Annotated in this window: 17 protein-coding genes and 1 tRNA gene; 8 read left to right on the top strand and 10 right to left on the bottom strand. The window is 66.3% G+C overall.

Annotation, left to right across the window (positions count from 1 at the left end; genetic code table 11):
• The first annotated feature begins 53 nt into the window (after nt 1–53).
• Together BM197_RS00475 and BM197_RS00470 are read left to right on the top strand one after the other, a co-directional pair.
• On the top strand, nt 54–353 hold the full coding sequence (locus BM197_RS00475; RefSeq protein ID WP_090707878.1) for a hypothetical protein: 300 nt from the start codon (nt 54–56) through the stop codon (nt 351–353).
• A gap of 8 nt (nt 354–361) precedes the next feature.
• Nucleotides 362–1,378 (top strand): NAD-dependent epimerase/dehydratase family protein, encoded by a 1,017-nt coding sequence (locus BM197_RS00470; protein ID WP_090707876.1) that lies wholly within the window; start codon nt 362–364, stop codon nt 1,376–1,378.
• 247 nt (nt 1,379–1,625) lie between these two features.
• Here BM197_RS00470 and BM197_RS16520 read toward each other — a convergent pair whose 3' ends face one another.
• From BM197_RS16520 to BM197_RS00455, 3 genes are read right to left on the bottom strand one after another with little or no spacing between them, the layout of a single operon-like run.
• Nucleotides 1,626–2,033, bottom strand: coding sequence for a heavy-metal-associated domain-containing protein (locus tag BM197_RS16520; RefSeq protein WP_245762327.1), 408 nt, complete (start codon nt 2,031–2,033; stop codon nt 1,626–1,628).
• Between the two features lie 20 nt (nt 2,034–2,053).
• Nucleotides 2,054–2,467, bottom strand: a complete 414-nt coding sequence (locus BM197_RS16515) for a heavy-metal-associated domain-containing protein (protein ID WP_245762326.1) — start codon at nt 2,465–2,467, stop codon at nt 2,054–2,056.
• A gap of 50 nt (nt 2,468–2,517) precedes the next feature.
• Nucleotides 2,518–2,799 (bottom strand): metal-sensitive transcriptional regulator, encoded by a 282-nt coding sequence (locus BM197_RS00455; RefSeq protein ID WP_090708875.1) that lies wholly within the window; start codon nt 2,797–2,799, stop codon nt 2,518–2,520.
• A gap of 93 nt (nt 2,800–2,892) precedes the next feature.
• On the opposite strand from BM197_RS00455, the gene BM197_RS00450 reads away from it, so the two are divergent.
• Nucleotides 2,893–5,163 carry a heavy metal translocating P-type ATPase gene (locus tag BM197_RS00450; protein ID WP_090707875.1) on the top strand — a complete coding sequence of 757 codons (2,271 nt, stop codon included), beginning with the start codon at nt 2,893–2,895 and terminating at the stop codon, nt 5,161–5,163.
• Nucleotides 5,164–5,344: 181 nt separating this feature from the next.
• Here the strand turns inward: BM197_RS00450 and BM197_RS00445 are convergent, their stop codons facing one another.
• The 3 genes from BM197_RS00445 to BM197_RS00435 all read right to left on the bottom strand — a co-directional run bounded on the left by BM197_RS00445 (nt 5,345) and on the right by BM197_RS00435 (nt 7,689).
• Nucleotides 5,345–6,241, bottom strand: coding sequence for an EamA family transporter (locus tag BM197_RS00445; RefSeq protein ID WP_245762325.1), 897 nt, complete (start codon nt 6,239–6,241; stop codon nt 5,345–5,347).
• A gap of 126 nt (nt 6,242–6,367) precedes the next feature.
• On the bottom strand, nt 6,368–6,577 hold the full coding sequence (locus tag BM197_RS00440; protein WP_090708872.1) for a CDGSH iron-sulfur domain-containing protein: 210 nt from the start codon (nt 6,575–6,577) through the stop codon (nt 6,368–6,370).
• Between the two features lie 14 nt (nt 6,578–6,591).
• Nucleotides 6,592–7,689, bottom strand: coding sequence for an iron-containing redox enzyme family protein (locus BM197_RS00435; RefSeq protein ID WP_090707873.1), 1,098 nt, complete (start codon nt 7,687–7,689; stop codon nt 6,592–6,594).
• A gap of 179 nt (nt 7,690–7,868) precedes the next feature.
• Here BM197_RS00435 and BM197_RS00430 point away from each other — a divergent pair, with 179 nt between their 5' ends.
• Both BM197_RS00430 and BM197_RS00425 read left to right on the top strand, forming a co-directional pair.
• Nucleotides 7,869–8,354, top strand: a complete 486-nt coding sequence (locus tag BM197_RS00430; protein ID WP_090707872.1) for a transporter substrate-binding domain-containing protein — start codon at nt 7,869–7,871, stop codon at nt 8,352–8,354.
• Nucleotides 8,351–9,361, top strand: a complete 1,011-nt coding sequence (locus BM197_RS00425) for a cation efflux transmembrane domain-containing protein (RefSeq protein ID WP_090707870.1) — start codon at nt 8,351–8,353, stop codon at nt 9,359–9,361. Before BM197_RS00430 ends, BM197_RS00425 begins: the two co-directional genes overlap by 4 nt.
• Before the next feature lie 30 nt (nt 9,362–9,391).
• Here BM197_RS00425 and BM197_RS00420 read toward each other — a convergent pair whose 3' ends face one another.
• From BM197_RS00420 to BM197_RS00410, 3 genes are read right to left on the bottom strand one after another with little or no spacing between them, the layout of a single operon-like run.
• Complete coding sequence (locus BM197_RS00420) at nt 9,392–9,739, bottom strand: DUF7882 family protein (RefSeq protein ID WP_483869182.1); 348 nt, start codon at nt 9,737–9,739, stop codon at nt 9,392–9,394.
• 55 nt (nt 9,740–9,794) lie between these two features.
• A complete protein-coding gene (locus tag BM197_RS00415) occupies nt 9,795–11,231 on the bottom strand; it encodes a diguanylate cyclase (protein ID WP_090707868.1) in 1,437 nt (478 codons plus the stop codon).
• Nucleotides 11,215–12,027, bottom strand: coding sequence for an alpha/beta fold hydrolase (locus BM197_RS00410; RefSeq protein WP_090707866.1), 813 nt, complete (start codon nt 12,025–12,027; stop codon nt 11,215–11,217). The genes BM197_RS00415 and BM197_RS00410 overlap by 17 nt, the downstream gene beginning before the upstream one ends.
• A gap of 349 nt (nt 12,028–12,376) precedes the next feature.
• On the opposite strand from BM197_RS00410, the gene BM197_RS00405 reads away from it, so the two are divergent.
• Entirely contained in the window at nt 12,377–13,135 is a 759-nt protein-coding gene (locus BM197_RS00405) for an EAL domain-containing protein (protein ID WP_177216663.1), read from the top strand.
• A 94-nt stretch (nt 13,136–13,229) separates the two neighbouring features.
• Here BM197_RS00405 and BM197_RS00400 read toward each other — a convergent pair whose 3' ends face one another.
• Complete coding sequence (locus tag BM197_RS00400) at nt 13,230–13,493, bottom strand: hypothetical protein (protein WP_245762324.1); 264 nt, start codon at nt 13,491–13,493, stop codon at nt 13,230–13,232.
• A gap of 214 nt (nt 13,494–13,707) precedes the next feature.
• Between BM197_RS00400 and BM197_RS00395 the strand changes: the two genes are divergently transcribed.
• Nucleotides 13,708–15,006: a UDP-glucose dehydrogenase family protein gene (locus tag BM197_RS00395; protein ID WP_090707863.1), complete on the top strand. Its 1,299-nt coding sequence runs from the start codon at nt 13,708–13,710 to the stop codon at nt 15,004–15,006.
• A 63-nt stretch (nt 15,007–15,069) separates the two neighbouring features.
• Nucleotides 15,070–15,143, top strand: a tRNA-Pro gene (locus BM197_RS00390).
• Nucleotides 15,144–15,179 lie beyond the last annotated feature (36 nt).

Raw genomic sequence — 15,179 nt, 5'->3', positions numbered from 1 at the left:
TGCCGCTGCCTGTGACGTGACGGGGCGTCGCTAGTCAAACGAGGGAAGCCGAGATGTCAGACCAGACCGAAAACCGCTCTTCAGATCAACCGGGCGCCGATGCAACAACGCCGCCGCCGGACTCGACGATTCCTGATTCTGACACGGGCGTCGCCGTCGGCTACACGGGCGAACCATCGACGTTCGAACCCGAAGAAGACGCGCCGGTGGAAGAGTCGGGCGACGACGCCACCGACTCTGATGCCACCGATCCCGGTGGAACCGGACAGCGATTCCACGAGCAAGAGATGGAAGGCGACGACCTCTCCGTTTTCCAGAGCCACTGGGACGATTTTCCCGGACAGTCCGTCTGAGGGTCCGTATGCGCATTGTCATCGTCGGGGCGACCGGCAACCTGGGAACGGCGCTCCTGCGTCGACTGCACAAGCAGCCGACGGTCACCGGCATTGTGGGTGTCAGCCGCCGACTGCCTGATCGTGCCGCCGCGCCGTACAGCGGAGCGACGTGGCATGCGCTCGACATCGGATCGCCCTCCGCGCCCAGGCAGCTTGCGAAGATCTTCGCCGGGGCGGATGTCGTTGTGCACCTTGGCTGGGCGCTGCAACCCAACCACGATGAAGCAGCCCTCTGGCGTACCAACGTGATAGGGACCAAGAATGTGCTCGCGGCGGTCGCCGCTGCCCGGGTACCCCAGTTCTCGTATGCCTCCTCGGTTGCCGCGTACAGCCCGGGCCCGAAGACCACCCGGGTCGACGAGCGCTGGCCGGCCGGCGGCATCCCGTCGTCGCATTACAGCAGGCACAAAGCGATCAACGAGCGGGCGCTCGACCGGTTCGAGGAGGACTACCCGTCCATCGTCGTCAGCCGGCTGAGGCCGGGGTTCGTGTTCCAGCGGCGTGCGGGCAGCGAGATCGCCGGGCTCTTCGTCGGGCAGCTCGTGCCGCTGGGCTGGTTGCGCTTCGTGTCGCCGCCGTTCGTGCCGCTGCCGCGGCAGTTCGTTGCGCAGGTCGTGCATTCGGACGATGTGGCGGATGCCTTCTGGCGCGTGATCGAACGCGGTGCGGCTGGCGCATTCAATATCGCTGCTGAACCGATCATCGACCCGACGGTCGTGGCATCCGTTCTCCAATCCCGGTGGCTGCCGGTGCGGCTGCGTGTGCTCCGCGCGCTGGTCTTTGTGACGTGGAAGCTGCGTTTGCAGGCGGCGGACCCCGGCTGGATCGACGCCGGCGCGATGGTTCCCGTGATGTCGACGGCGCGGGCGAGGGATGAGCTGGACTGGTCTCCGCGAGTCTCCTCGACGGTTGCGCTCGGCGAGATCGTGCGCGGGATCGCGGAGCATGCCAACGTGGAGGCGTCGCCGCAGTTGCGGGGGTGAGCGCTCCTGGCCCCCGCTCGCTGCAGCCAAGGGCGGGATCGCGTCGGCCGAGGTCGCGCGCGTCGGAACCGGTGCGACCCCGGCACCCTCGTCGACGTGCTGGCGGCTGTGGGCCACGCAAGCTAGACGGCGCCCCATCCGACCGGTTGATGAGCATTCCGGTAACGAAAGAACCCCGAATAGCGTGTTATTCGGGGTTCTTTCGTTACCTGAAGGGCGTTAGCCGACGTGCTCGCGGCCGCGGCTTCTAGTCGGCGTCGATGTCGGCGAGCTCGTAGCCGGCTTCGTCGACGGCGGCGCTGACGGCATCCGGGTCGAGGGCGTACGCACTCGTCACCGTGACCCGTGACACCCCACCGTTGTTCAGCAGCACATCGACCGAGTCGACACCCTGGATCGTCTCGAGCTCGTTCATCACCGACGCGATGCAGTGGCCGCAGGTCATTCCTGTGATTCCGAGAACGGATGTGACGGGGGTCATCGAAACGCGTGTCGTGGGCGCTCCGGTCACCGTGTCGGCACGCAACGCTGGGGCGGGCGCCGCCTGGCTGCAGGCGCATCCGCCCGCTCCGCCGCCGCAACATCCGCCGCTCGGTGCGTCGAGGCCCGTGCGCTTCTCGGTCAGTCCGAGGTCGTGAAGGGGTCCGGTCGTCATAAGAGTCTCCTTAAGTGAGTTCAGAGGTTCGGGGAGAAGAGCGGCGTGCTGACGAGCGCGTACCCCGCCTCTTCGATGGCGGCCGCGACGTGTGCCCGGTCGAGCGGAAACTCGCTCAAAACCACCACGGTGGAGGTCCCGGTCGGGTTGAGCGTCACATCCACACCGTTGACACCGTAGATCTCGGCAAGTTCCTCGGTGACGTACCGCACACAGGTGCCGGACGTCATGCCTGACACCGACAACTCGGTTACCACCGCAGTAGCGGCTGCCGAAGTCGCAGCACCCGCGCTGTGTTCGCCGCACGCGCATCCGCCGCCGCCGTGTCCGCAACCGCACCCGCCGCCGCTGGCGTTCACGTCGGTGAGTCCGAGGTCCCGAGCGGAGCGCAGGTCAGAGCGTGCGCTCAGTCCGAGGTCGTGATGAGCAGGCATGACGTCTCCTTGGTGCGGTGTAGATATGGGGTGCTGTGAAGGATATGAAATCAGGAGCGCACGAGTCGCGCAATGGCGGCGGATGCTTCGCGCAGCTTCTCGTCGGCGACGGGACCGCCTTCGCGGGTGGCCTCGGCGACGCAGTGGCTGAGGTGGTCTTCGAGCAGCTGCAGGGCGACGGTTTCGAGCGCCTTCGTCGCCGCCGACACCTGGGTGAGGATGTCGATGCAGTACACATCGTCTTCGACCATGCGCTGGATGCCACGGACCTGGCCTTCGGCGCGACGCAGCCGCTTGGTCAGGTCGGCTTTGTTGTCGACGTAGCCGTGCATGAAGTCCTCCTTGATGGCGTCGTACAAATATACCCGCCGGGGGTATTCTCGCACACCCTTGCCTGATACCCCTAGGGGGTATACGGTGAAGCCATGAACGCACATGAGGACCACGCCGGGCGAGACGCCGAAGCGACCTCGGGCGGTGAACCGCCGGAGAGGGCCGCGCATCACGGGCACGTGGGGATGGAGCACGGTGCGCACGCTTCGGTCGCTTCGCTCCCTCAAGCGAGCGGGGAAGCGCACGTGGGGCACGTTTCGCTCCCTGAAGCGAACGGCGGGGCGCACGAGGATCACTCGGGGCACATGGGCCACGCCGGCCACGCCGGCCACGGCGATCACGTCGGCCAGTTCCGCCGGCTGTTCTGGGTGATGCTGCTGCTCGCCATCCCTGTTGTGGCATTCAGTCCGATGTTCGCCGACATCCTCGGCTATCCGCTGCCCGATGCCGCCTGGGTCGGCTGGATCTCGCCCGTCCTTGGCACCGTCATGTACGTCTGGGGCGGCAAGCCGTTCCTCGTCGGCGCGGTCGACGAGCTCAAAGCACGAAAGCCGGGCATGATGCTGCTGATCGGCCTTGCGATCACCGTCGCATTCCTTGCTTCGTGGGGCGCGTACCTCGGCATCCTCGACCATCGGCTCGACTTCTGGTGGGAGCTTGCGCTCCTGATCGTGATCATGCTGCTCGGGCACTGGATCGAAATGAAGTCGCTCGCCCAGACCTCGTCGGCGCTCGACTCGCTTGCAGCGCTGATCCCGGACGAAGCCGAACGTGTCGAGGGCGATACCGTCGTGTCTGTGCCGCCCGCTGCCCTCGAGGTCGGTGACCTCGTCGTGGTTCGCCCCGGCGGGCGGATCCCCGCCGATGGGCAGATCGCCGAAGGAAGCGCCGACATCGACGAAGCCATGGTCACCGGCGAGTCGATGCCCGTCCGCCGTGGGGTCGGTGACCCCGTTGTTGCCGGTACGGTCGCGACCGACAGTGGGCTGCGCCTCCGCGTCACTGCGGTGGGAGAGCAGACCGCGCTCGCTGGCATCCGTCGCCTGGTCGCAGACGCGCAGAACTCGTCGTCGCGGGCGCAACGGCTCGCGGACACCGCCGCCGGCTGGCTGTTCTGGTTCGCGCTGGGGGCCGCGGTAATCACGGCCATCGTCTGGACGATGCTCGGGATGCCCGACGACGCCGTGATCCGCACGATCACCGTTCTCGTCATCGCCTGCCCGCATGCGCTTGGGCTGGCCATTCCGCTCGTGGTGTCGATCGCGACCGAACGCGCGGCGCGCGGCGGCGTGCTCGTGAAGGACCGGCTGGCGCTCGAGAGTATGCGCACTGTCGACACCGTGGTCTTCGACAAGACCGGAACGCTGACCCGCGGAAAGCCTGTGGTGTCCGCTGTGGTGCCCGCCGACGGCTTCACATCGGATCACGTTCTGGCGCTCGCCGCTTCGGCGGAGTCCGACAGCGAGCATCCGCTGGCGCGGGCGATCGTGCGTGCCGCCTCACATCTGTCGCTGTCGCCCGCGAGCGACTTCCGTTCGTCGCCAGCCGAGGGCGTCTCAGCGATGGTGGACGGAACATCCGTTGCGGTGGGCGGCCCGTACCTGCTGGAGCGGCGGGGCGTGTCGCCGCTGGCTGCGGCCGACGCCTGGGGCGGATCTGGTTCCACGGTGCTCCACGTGCTCGTCGACGGTCAGGTGGCGGGAGCGTTGTCGATTGCCGACGAGGTGCGGCCGGAATCGTTCGATGCGGTCCGCGCCTTGCATGCCCGTGGCATCCGGGTGGTGATGATCACGGGAGACGCGCTACCGGTGGCGCAATCGGTGGCGGATGCTCTCGACATCGACCGCGTGTTCGCCGGCGTTCGCCCCGAAGACAAGTCCGCGCGGGTGGCCGAGTTACAGTCCGAGGGCCGCCGGGTCGCGATGGTCGGCGACGGGGTCAACGACGCTCCCGCCCTGGCGCAGGCCGATGTCGGGCTCGCGATCGGCGCCGGGACGGATGTCGCGATCGCCTCCGCCGGTGTGATCCTCGCCAGCGATGACCCGCGGTCGGTGCTTTCGGTGATCGAACTGTCGCGCGCCAGCTACCGCAAGATGAAGCAGAACCTGTGGTGGGCGGCCGGCTACAACCTGCTGTCGGTGCCGCTCGCCGCCGGAGTTCTGGCCCCGATCGGTTTCGTGATGCCGATGGCGGTGGGTGCGCTGCTGATGTCGCTCTCCACGATCATTGTGGCGCTCAACGCCCAGCTGCTGCGGCGGCTCGACCTGCGGCCTGGCGCGGTGGCCGGTGCTGGTGCTGGTGCTGGTGCTGGGGATGCCGGTCGTCGTGCCGACCGGGCCGAGATCTCGGTCAGCCCGAGGTAAGGATAGGCACCAGATAAGGACGCTGTACGGCTGCGGTCCTTGCGCGGTGCCTATGTCCTTGTGTCGCGCCGGAGGGTGCGCACGCAAATCAGGAGATCGCACGGTTATCAGGATGCTTTCGCGGGTTTGGTCCTGAAAAACGTGCGATCTCCTGCAACGCGTGCGCTGGCGGCATCCGCTCTCAGGGGACGGGCACGGCCTGATCGGCCTGTCTCCTGGCGTGGAGGGATGCTGACCGCACGGCTCCTGCGCTCGCAGCGACCACAAGCAGAATGGCGAACCCGCTGATCAGGGTTAGCTCCTGCCCGAGCACCAGGGCCCCGGCGATGGCGGCGATAGCCGGGGCGAGGCTCATCAGGATCGAGAACGAGGCGGCGGCGAGCCGGCGCAGTGCGAGGAGTTCGAGCGCGTAGGGGATCGCCGACGACAGCAGGGCGACAGCCAGGCCCAGCAGCAGTACTGCCGGCGAGAACAGCGCTGACCCCGACGTGGCCAGGCCGAACGGCAGCGTCACGATCGCCCCGATCGCCATCGCGATGGCGAGACCGTCGAGCTTCGGGAACCGCGCCCCGGTACGCGCCGACATGAGGATGTACCCGGCCCACGCCACCCCGGCGCCGGCGGCGAACGCGACTCCGACCGGGTCGAGTTCCTCGAGGCCACCCCGGCTGAGGAGGGCTACGCCGACGAACGCGAGCACGGCCCACAGCCAGCTCGCCGCTCGCCTGCTCACGATCACCGAGAGCAGCAGCGGCCCGAGGACTTCGATGGTCACGGCGGCGCCGAGCGGCAACCGGGCCAGTGCCTCGTAGAAGAGCACATTCATGGCGGCGAGGGTGAGCCCGAAACCGGTGACGGTGAGCCAGTCCCGCCGCGAGTGCGCGCGCAGCCTCGGGCGGCAGATCAGTAAGAGAACGATCGCCGAGAAGACGAGGCGCAGCGCCACCATTCCGAGTGCACCCACCGTCGGAAACAGCAGAACCGCGAACGACGCTCCGAGTTCCTGGCAGAACAGTCCGGCCAGGACAAGTCCCGCGGCTCCCAGAGGTGCACGGGACGCGGGGCGGGTCGAAGTCACACGTTCCAGCGTACGCGGCCACCGGCATCCGTCGTGTCACACGCAAATCAGGAGATCGCGCGGTATGCAGGACGGATTCACCCGTTCGGTCCTGATAACCGTGCGATCTCCTGGGAACTGTGCGCGTCACTCGGTGGTGGTGAACCCGATCGCCTTGTGCGTCCCGTCGCAGAACGGCTTGATCGACGACACGCCGCACCGGCACAGGGCGATGGTCCTGCGCTTGCGTTCGATCGGGTCGCCCTCCGGCGTCACGAGGTCGAGTTCGCCGCGCACGAGCAGCGGACCGTTCGGGCATGCGACGATCCGCGGCGCAGCCCGGTTGAGGTCGCTCATGTCTGCCTCCACGATCAGGACTCCGAACCGGATGCCGGCGCGGACGCAGCAGCGCCCGTCACCAAAGGGACCCGCAACGCGGAATTCCCGGCGGTCCACGCGTCGAGGATGTGGGCGCCTGCCCAGCCGTCGACGGTCAGGCACGCGGCCGCCCCGAACAGAATGTCGGGAAGGAGCGAAGGTTCGTCCTCGGCGAGGGATCCTGCAAGGTCTCGCCCTGCGATCTGTTCGTGGACGGCATCCGCTTCGACGTGCTCATCGAAGTACCAGGTGACGTCCTGGCCGAATCCGTTGCGGCGGAACCCCCGCGAATACAGCCCGCACGGGATCGATGACGTCATCTCGAACGCCGCGAGGTGCCCGGCGATCGCCCCGCGCAACCGCCGGTTCAGCCCGAACATGCTCATCATGTTGAGGGACGCCAGGGTCACGGCCGGAACCTGGTCGACATAGGATCCATACCGGTCGTCGAGGCCGAGGCCGCGCATCATGCCGGCGAAGATGGTGGCGTGCATCCGTTCGGGCCGCCCGCCGCCGTACTCGTCGGACTGGATTTCGACCATCGCGGCCTTCGCGCGCCCGGTCAGCCGCGGGATTGCCCACGAGTGCGGGTCGGCCTCCTTGAGTGTGTAGATCGACCGGTGTACGAGGAACTCAGCTAGCTGCTCCCGGTTGGCCTTCGCGGCGATGTAGCGTGACAGGCTCGGCCCTGAATCCTCGCCGGTGAGCGCGAACAGGGCGGCCGCAACCGCCGCACTCGACGGCTCGGGCAGTGCAGGCACGGGCACCACGCGGCGCAGCTCCGCTTCGAATGCCGCCTCAAGGTGCAGGCGAAGGGCGATGAGCGACGGATGCCACTCCCATGCGTCATCCGTCTCCACGACGGACCCGTAGTGGAGCCCGTACAGCAGAAACAGCGCAAGCTGGATGTCATCGTCGTGCACGATGTCGGTCGCCGCCTGGAGTGCTTCATCGGCGAGCGGAATGAGGTGCGGGTCGCCGTCGGGGGCGGCGCTGAGCAGGTCGAGCAAGCGGACGCTCAGCGGGCCGCGGGCGGAGAACGGGGGAGTGGGGAAAGTGCCCTGCTTGGTCAGGGTCTCGGATAGTGCCATTGTTCAACCATCCTTCGCCGCAGGAAACCCGGTCAAGGCCTTGCCACCGGTTCTGACTGATGCAACGGATGCCGGTAACGTGGGTCTGTTTGCCTTGCGCGGAAAACCGAATCAAAGCAGAGGAGGGAACGCCCTGCAAGTCGAGGGCCGGGTCGCCCGTTCGGGACTATGGTGTGGCTATGAACCGCCGGATCCGACTCCGTTTCGCCGCCGTAGCGCTCGTGCTGGCGGCGAACCTCTCGGGGTGTGCGTCGAGTATTCCGGCCGACCCTGAAGGAACCCTCGACCGGGTCAGCGGAGGCACCCTGCGCGTCGGCATCTCGCCCAACGGCGAGTGGACGGACATGAGCGACGGGGGTGAAGCATCCGGAATCGAAGTCGCCCTGGTCGAGGAGTTCGCCGAGTCGATCGAAGCCGAGGTCGCGTGGGTGGAAGGCGGAGAGGAGAAACTCTTCACCCAGCTGCACGAAGGCGCGCTCGACATGGTCATCGGCGGGTTCACCGACAAAACACCGTGGGTGAACAAAGCGGCAATCACCAAGCCGTTTACCGAAGTGACGACGAGTAAGGGGTTAGAGAACCACGTCATGGCCGCGGCGATGGGGGAGAACGCGTTTCTCCTCGAACTTGAGCAGTTCCTGCTCAACCAGGAGGGTGCACCGTGAACGGCAACAACCATCCCGCTGACGATGGCGCAGGATTCGGCGAAACCGAACTCCCCGAAAAACAACAAGAGACCCTGAAGAAGGCAATCCGGCTCGAGTGGATCACGATCGGCTTCCTTGTCGTCACCGTGACCCTGGTCTTCCTCGTGCTGGGCAATTCCCAAGCGATGAAGGCCGCCTGGATTGAGGATCTTCTCTCCTTCATCCCGCCGATCGTGTTCCTTGTCGCGCTCCGCGTGGCACGCAAAAAACCCAACCCCACGCATCCGTACGGGTACCACCGCTCGGTCGGTGTCGGCCACCTCGTCGCCGCGGTCGCCCTCGTCACCATGGGCACCTTCCTCATCATCGACTCGGCAACGGGACTGATCGCCGCTGAGCACCCGAGCATCGGCTCGGTCGAATTGTTCGGGCAGGTTTTCTGGCTGGGCTGGCTGATGATGGGCGTCATGGCGCTCATCGCCCTCCCGCCGGTGTTCATCGGCCGGGCAAAGATGAAACTCGCGCGGGAACTGCACGACAAAGTGCTGTACGCAGACGCCGACATGAACAAAGCAGACTGGATGACCGCCGTCGGGTCCATCGTGGGTGTGGGCGGCATCGGACTCGGACTGTGGTGGGCGGACTCGGCAGCAGCACTGTTCATCGCCGGCAGCATCCTCTGGGACGGGCTGAAGAACACCCGCGCCGCCGTCGAAGATCTCATGGACACCCGCGCCATGACCTTCGACGACGCGAAACCCCACCCGATCGTGCACAAGGTCGACGAGTACCTCCGTTCGCTCGACTGGGTCGCGGATGCCGGTTCACGCGCCCGCGACCAGGGTCACGTCTTCCACATCGAATCGTTCGTGGTGCCGCGCTCCCGGCGCAAGGTGAGCCTCTCCGATCTCAACGAGGCACGCGACGGATGCATCGCGCTCGACTGGAAGGTCGAGGACATCGTGCTGGTCCCGGTGACCGAACTGCCACGGGTGGTACAGGAGTCACAGCCGGCGCGCGTCTGACCGTCGCCGTTCGGGCCCGTCGCGGGGTGTTTACAACAGTGCTGCCTCGGGGCTTGCGCTGGCTGGCAGGGCTGGGGGTTCCGGGAGGATCTCCAGCCCGCTCACCGAGTTCGATGAGCGCACGAGGGCCTGGATCCAGCGGGAGTTGATCGGCGGAACCTTGCCGCCGTAGTACTGGAACGTGAGCGAGATCGCGTTGTGGATCCAGATCGTCGTCCGGCCGAGACCGTTGGCGTTCTCGTTCCAGGTGAAAGCGAACGGCTCGCCTCGGCGCAGCTTCGCCAGCATGACCACCTGCAGGTGCGCGAGGATCCGATCGTCGATGCTAGCGGTCACTTTCGAGTCGTAAGTGAGCGTTCCCACCAGCAACCTCCACATTTTCAGATTCAGGCCGCACCAGGGGATGAGCGGCGACCACACCAATTCTAACGAGTTACACCGAGACCGTTGTGACACGGTCCTTACCGCCGTTCTTCGATTCGTACATCGCAGCATCCGCCAGTTGAAGCACGTTATCCGAGGAGATGGCGGGGTTCGTCGTCGGGCCGAGCAGGGCGATTCCGATGCTGGCGGAGATCGGGCACGAGTCAGGTACGCCATCCAGCGGCTCACGGACAACGGTCCGGATGCGGTCGGCGATCACGGTGGCAGAGGCCGCCTCGGTATCGTCACAGATGATGACGAACTCATCCCCTCCGTACCGGCCGATGGTGTCGCCCGCCCGGATGACGTCGCGCAGGCGCGCTGAGATCTGCTGGAGGACGGAATCCCCGACCGCATGCCCGCACTGGTCATTGACGACTTTGAAGCCGTCGAGGTCGAGGAACAGGATGGCGACGGCGCGCTGCTTGCGGATCACCGCCGCGACTGTCTGGTCGAGGCGTTCCTCGAGCAGCTTGCGGTTGGCGAGCCCGGTGAGCTGGTCGTGCAGCGCCAGTTCCGCGAGCTGCTCCTGGAGCCGGATGCGGGCGAGCACGTGCGAGGCCTGCCTCGCCAGCGTCTCGAAGAGCTCGATCGAGCCTTCGTCGAAGCGCCTCTGCCGTCCGAAGTGGCTGACCACGACTCCGGTCGTCTGGCCCTTGTCGAGCAGCGGTGTAGCCATGGCGGCCTCGAGTCGCGCCCCGCGCAAGGCGTCCCCCAGGCCGGGAACGAACACGTCGGCCTCTTCGGGGGTCGAGATCGTGACGGTCCGTCCGAGCCGGAGTGCCTCCGTCGCGGGCGTCGCTGCGCCGCTCGCGATCAGTTCCTCTAGCGGATTCGTGCCGGAGACGAGCTGCAGGTTGGCTTCGGCGTCGAGAAACAGGACCGATGCATGCGTTGCGGTGAACGCATCCCGGATCGTGTCCGTCAGCGCAGCGCTCAGCCGCTCCTCCGTGTCGGCGAGGGTGAACGCACTCGACGCGCGCTGAAGGACACGTACGCGCGCCTCGGACGACTCGGCGGCTCGGCGGGCGGCGAGCAGGTCGCGTTCATAGTCGCGACGCCCGGTGGAATCGAACAGCACCATCCGGATCTCGTCGGGTTCGCCGTCGGACGGTACCAACGCGGAGTTCACCAGCGTGGGCACCGTGGTTCCGTCCGCGCACTGGATGGACAGGGCGATCTCGTCCGCGCGACCCTGCAGACGCAGCACAGGCACATGGCGGGTCTCGTGAAACAGTTGGCTCCCGGGAGTCAGAAGGCCCACCAGCGACCGGCCGATGAGATCGTTCGCCGGGTACCCGGTCATCGTCGCGAACGTCGCGTTGGCAGCCGTGATCACCCAGTCAGTGGAGGTAACGACGTAGCCGCAGGGGGCATTGTCGAAGAGGTCCTCGAAATTCTCCTGGGACGGCGGAAGCTCGGTTCCGCGCTCAACCGAGGTAGGCACGGATTTCGTCGCGCAGTTCCTCCGGCGCGGAGAGATTGGGGCAGTGACCGGTGGCCGACATCACGACGAGCGTGCTGCCGGGGATCTCTTCGTGTACGTATTGCCCGACGGGCAGCGGCGCGATGATGTCGTTCTGGCACTGAAGGATGAGCGTTGGCGTCGTGACGTCCCGCAGATCCCTGCGGTTGTCGGAGAGGAATGTGACCCGTGCGAAATGTTCGGCGATGGTGGGGTCGACGTTGCAGAAGCTCTCGGTGAGGGTCTCGCCGAGAGCAGGCTTGTCGCTGTTGCCCATGATGAGCGGTGCCATAGCGGCCGACCAGCCGAGGTAGTTGGCATCGAGCGCGTCAAGGAGCGAGTCGATGTCGTGCTGCTCGAAACCGCCGACATATCCCTCGGTGTTGATGTATCGGGGCGACGGGCCGACGAGGATGAGGGCGCCGAACCTCTCCGGGTTGCGGGCGGCAGCGAGGACACCGATCATGGCGCTGACCGAATGGCCGACGAACACTGCGTCCTGCAGGTTGAGGTCGTCGAAAATGTCGAGCAGGTCCTCGGCGTAGCCGTGAAGCGAATCGTACTTGTTGGCGTCATAGGCGGTCAGGTCTGAGCCGCCTGCACCGACCTGGTCGTAGCGTACGACCCGGTACTCCTCCTCGAACGAGGGAGACACGGCGTTCCACATCTCCTGGCTGCACCCGAAGCCGTGTGCGAAAACCATCGGCCGCCCGGCCTGGTTGCCTGAAACGGTGACATTGTTGCGCCGCTGAATCGGGCTCAACTGCTCCGTGGGCATGGGACTCCTGATCCTGGTGCGATATGGGAGAGGCAGCCGAATCCTGGTCCTCAGAACACCAAAAATCGTATCGGAGGGTATAAGGCGCCCCAATTTATTCAGGGGGGTTCCAATTCGCTCGCAAATCGTGTATTGGCACCGCAAGGATCTCACATTTTCGGGGTGCCCGGGGGTCCCGGCCGAGTTCGACGTCGGATTATACGCACATTCTCACGAAGCCGGGGAGCATAGATTTCTGTAGGATCGCGAACAAACATGAAGGTATGTTCTGCTGCCGATGCCGACCACTAAGCCACTCTGTGAGACGTCCGGTGTCGAGACAACGAATGCCGCGGGGAGGCGAGGTCGAGTGAGTATCGGGAACGAACTGCGCGGCGCCGTCGACCGTGGTGAGATCGTCGCGTGGTTCCAGCCACAGGTCGAGGTCGAGTCCGGCCGGGTCACAGCGGTGGAAGCACTCGCACGGTGGCAGCACCCTACGCGGGGGCTCGTATCGCCGGTGGTGTTCATCCCGGAGGCGGAAGACACCGGCACCATCCATGAGATCGGTGCGCACATGCTGTGGGAGGGATGCCGCCACGCCGCGCGTTGGCGGGACCGCGGCTTCAACGTCGATGTCTCCGTAAACGTCTCGGCGGTTCAACTCGCCAAACCCAGTGTCTTCGCCCAGTTGCAAGACCTGCTCGAAACCTTCGCCCTGCCCGAAGGCACGCTGACCATCGAGATCACGGAATCGCAGCTCATCGCCGACCTGCAAGAGGTCGCGACCCGGCTGGCGAGACTCAAGTCGTTCGGTCTGGGAATCGCGCTCGACGACTTCGGCACAGGACATTCGTCGCTTGCCCAGCTCCAGGACCTGCCGATCACCGAACTGAAGATCGACCGTTCGCTCATTCAGGCGACGACGTCGATCGGCGGCGAGCTGATTGCTCTCGCTGTTGCGCTGCTGCAGGAGCGCGGGGTCCGCGTCGTCGCCGAGGGCGTGGAGACCGAGGAGCACCTCAACCGGGTCCGCCACCTGAGGTGCGACCGTGCGCAGGGCTACCTGTTCGGGCGACCGATGCCCGTAGAAGAAGTCGACGAGCTGCTCGCCCACGCGCTCGCCTGAGGTCGGCGAGAGCCCCGGACGGGAGGCCATGCCCGCCCGCACGCGGAAGCAGGCCTGGAGGCCAGGCGCGCCGCGCCCGCAGGCAGAAGTAGGTCTAGAGGCCGAACGCGTCGTCGAGTTCCGCGTCCGCCGACGTGCTCGGCTCTGTGCCGTTGTCGCCGCCGACGTCGATCTGGGTCCACAGCACCGGCATCCCGGGGGAGAAGAGGATGTCGATCCCCGGGCCTCCGCGAAGGGGCGGGATGTTCACGTAGCCGCCGCCGGCCTGAATCGCCGCAAGAATCTTGGAGCGCAGTTCAGTAATGGGCTCGGGGAGAAAATAGTCGCGGCCATCGACGGTCAACCTGTGTACGATCACTCGAAATAATCCTGTCTGTGCCTGGCGCCAGCCGAACGGCGCACGAACCACTACGTTACCGGCTCCAATCTGAACTTCTTGACAATGGGGTGGGGCTTGCATCTCGGCGAACCAGCCGCGATAGTTCTCAGCCGTGTCCGGCTGCCGAGCACCGTAGGGCCACGTGGACATCGTCTTCCTCCCGTTCACCCGCGCTCGATAGGCTGAGCGCACTATGAAGATCTCGGTGATCGGTTGCGGCTACCTCGGTGCCGTGCATGCAGCGTCCATGGCTTCCCTCGGGCACGACGTCGTCGGTATCGACGTCGACGCCGCAAAGATCGGAGCCCTCTCCGAAGGACAAGCCCCGTTCTACGAACCCGGCCTGCCGCAACTCCTCACGGAGGGGATCGCTTCAGGGCGGCTCCGGTTCAGCACGGACATCGCGGATGCCGCCGGCAGTCGCGTCCACTTCGTCGCGGTCGGCACCCCCCAGATGAAAACGAGCGGGGGAGCGGACCTCACCTATGTCGACGCCGCTTTCACGTCCCTGCTGCCGCACGTGGCATCCGGGGACCTGCTCGTCGGCAAGTCCACCGTGCCCGTCGGGACGGCTGCCCGACTCTCGGAACTCGTGGAACCCACGGGTGCGTTGCTCGCCTGGAACCCGGAGTTCCTCAGGGAGGGCTTCGCCGTGCAGGACACCGTCAGCCCCGACCGGCTCGTGTACGGAGTCCAGGCCGGGCAGCAGGCATCCGTAGACCTGTTGAACGAGGTGTACGCGGCTGCCGTCTCGGCGGACACCCCCGTCGTGGTCACCGACTTCGCGACAGCGGAGCTCGTGAAGGTCGCGGCGAACGCCTTCCTCGCCACGAAGATCTCATTCATCAACGCGATGGCGGAGATCGCCGAGGTCACCGGCGCCGACGTCACCCAACTGGCGGATGCCATCGGCTACGACGCCAGGATCGGCCGCAGGTTCCTGAACGCCGGGGTCGGGTTCGGCGGCGGCTGCCTGCCGAAAGACATCCGGGCGTTCACAGCACGGGCTGAGGAGCTCGGCCGGGGTGAGTCCGTGGCCTTCCTCAAGGAGGTCGATGCGATCAACCTGCGGCGGCGGCAGCGGGCGCTCGACGTGGTCGTCGAAGAGCTCGGCGGCAGTGTGTACCGCAAGAAGGTCGCCGTGCTGGGGCTTGCGTTCAAGCCGGACAGCGACGACGTCCGCGATTCACCGGCCCTCGATGTGGCCGTGCAGCTGCACGGGCTCGGCGCCCACGTCGTGGGAACCGATCCCGAGGCGATCCCGAATTCACAGCGCCTGCATCCGCAACTCACTTTCGGCACGCTCGACGAGGCGCTCGACGGCGCTGACGCGGTCGTGCTGCTCACCGAGTGGAAGCAGTACCGCGCCCTCGACCCGTCGGCCATCGCGGCGCAGGTCTCCCAGCCGATTCTCGTCGACGGCCGGAATGCCCTCGACCCCGCGGCATGGCGGGCCGCCGGCTGGACCTACCGGGGTCTTGGCCGCCGCTAGCTGTGCGGTGCGTCATCGGGGAACGAAAATATCGGCTATTCTTATTGAGGCCTCAGGGCCAATCGGGGTGTGGCGCAGCTTGGTAGCGCGCTTCGTTCGGGACGAAGAGGTCGTGGGTTCGAATCCCGCCACCCCGACAGTCAGACCGTTCGGTTCCATAAGGAGCCGGGCGG

The organism is Mycetocola miduiensis (assembly GCF_900115155.1).
GTDB lineage: Bacteria > Actinomycetota > Actinomycetes > Actinomycetales > Microbacteriaceae > Mycetocola_A > Mycetocola_A miduiensis.
The sequence above is the reverse complement of the archived record's forward strand: the minus strand, read 5'-3'. Positions and strand labels throughout refer to the sequence as shown.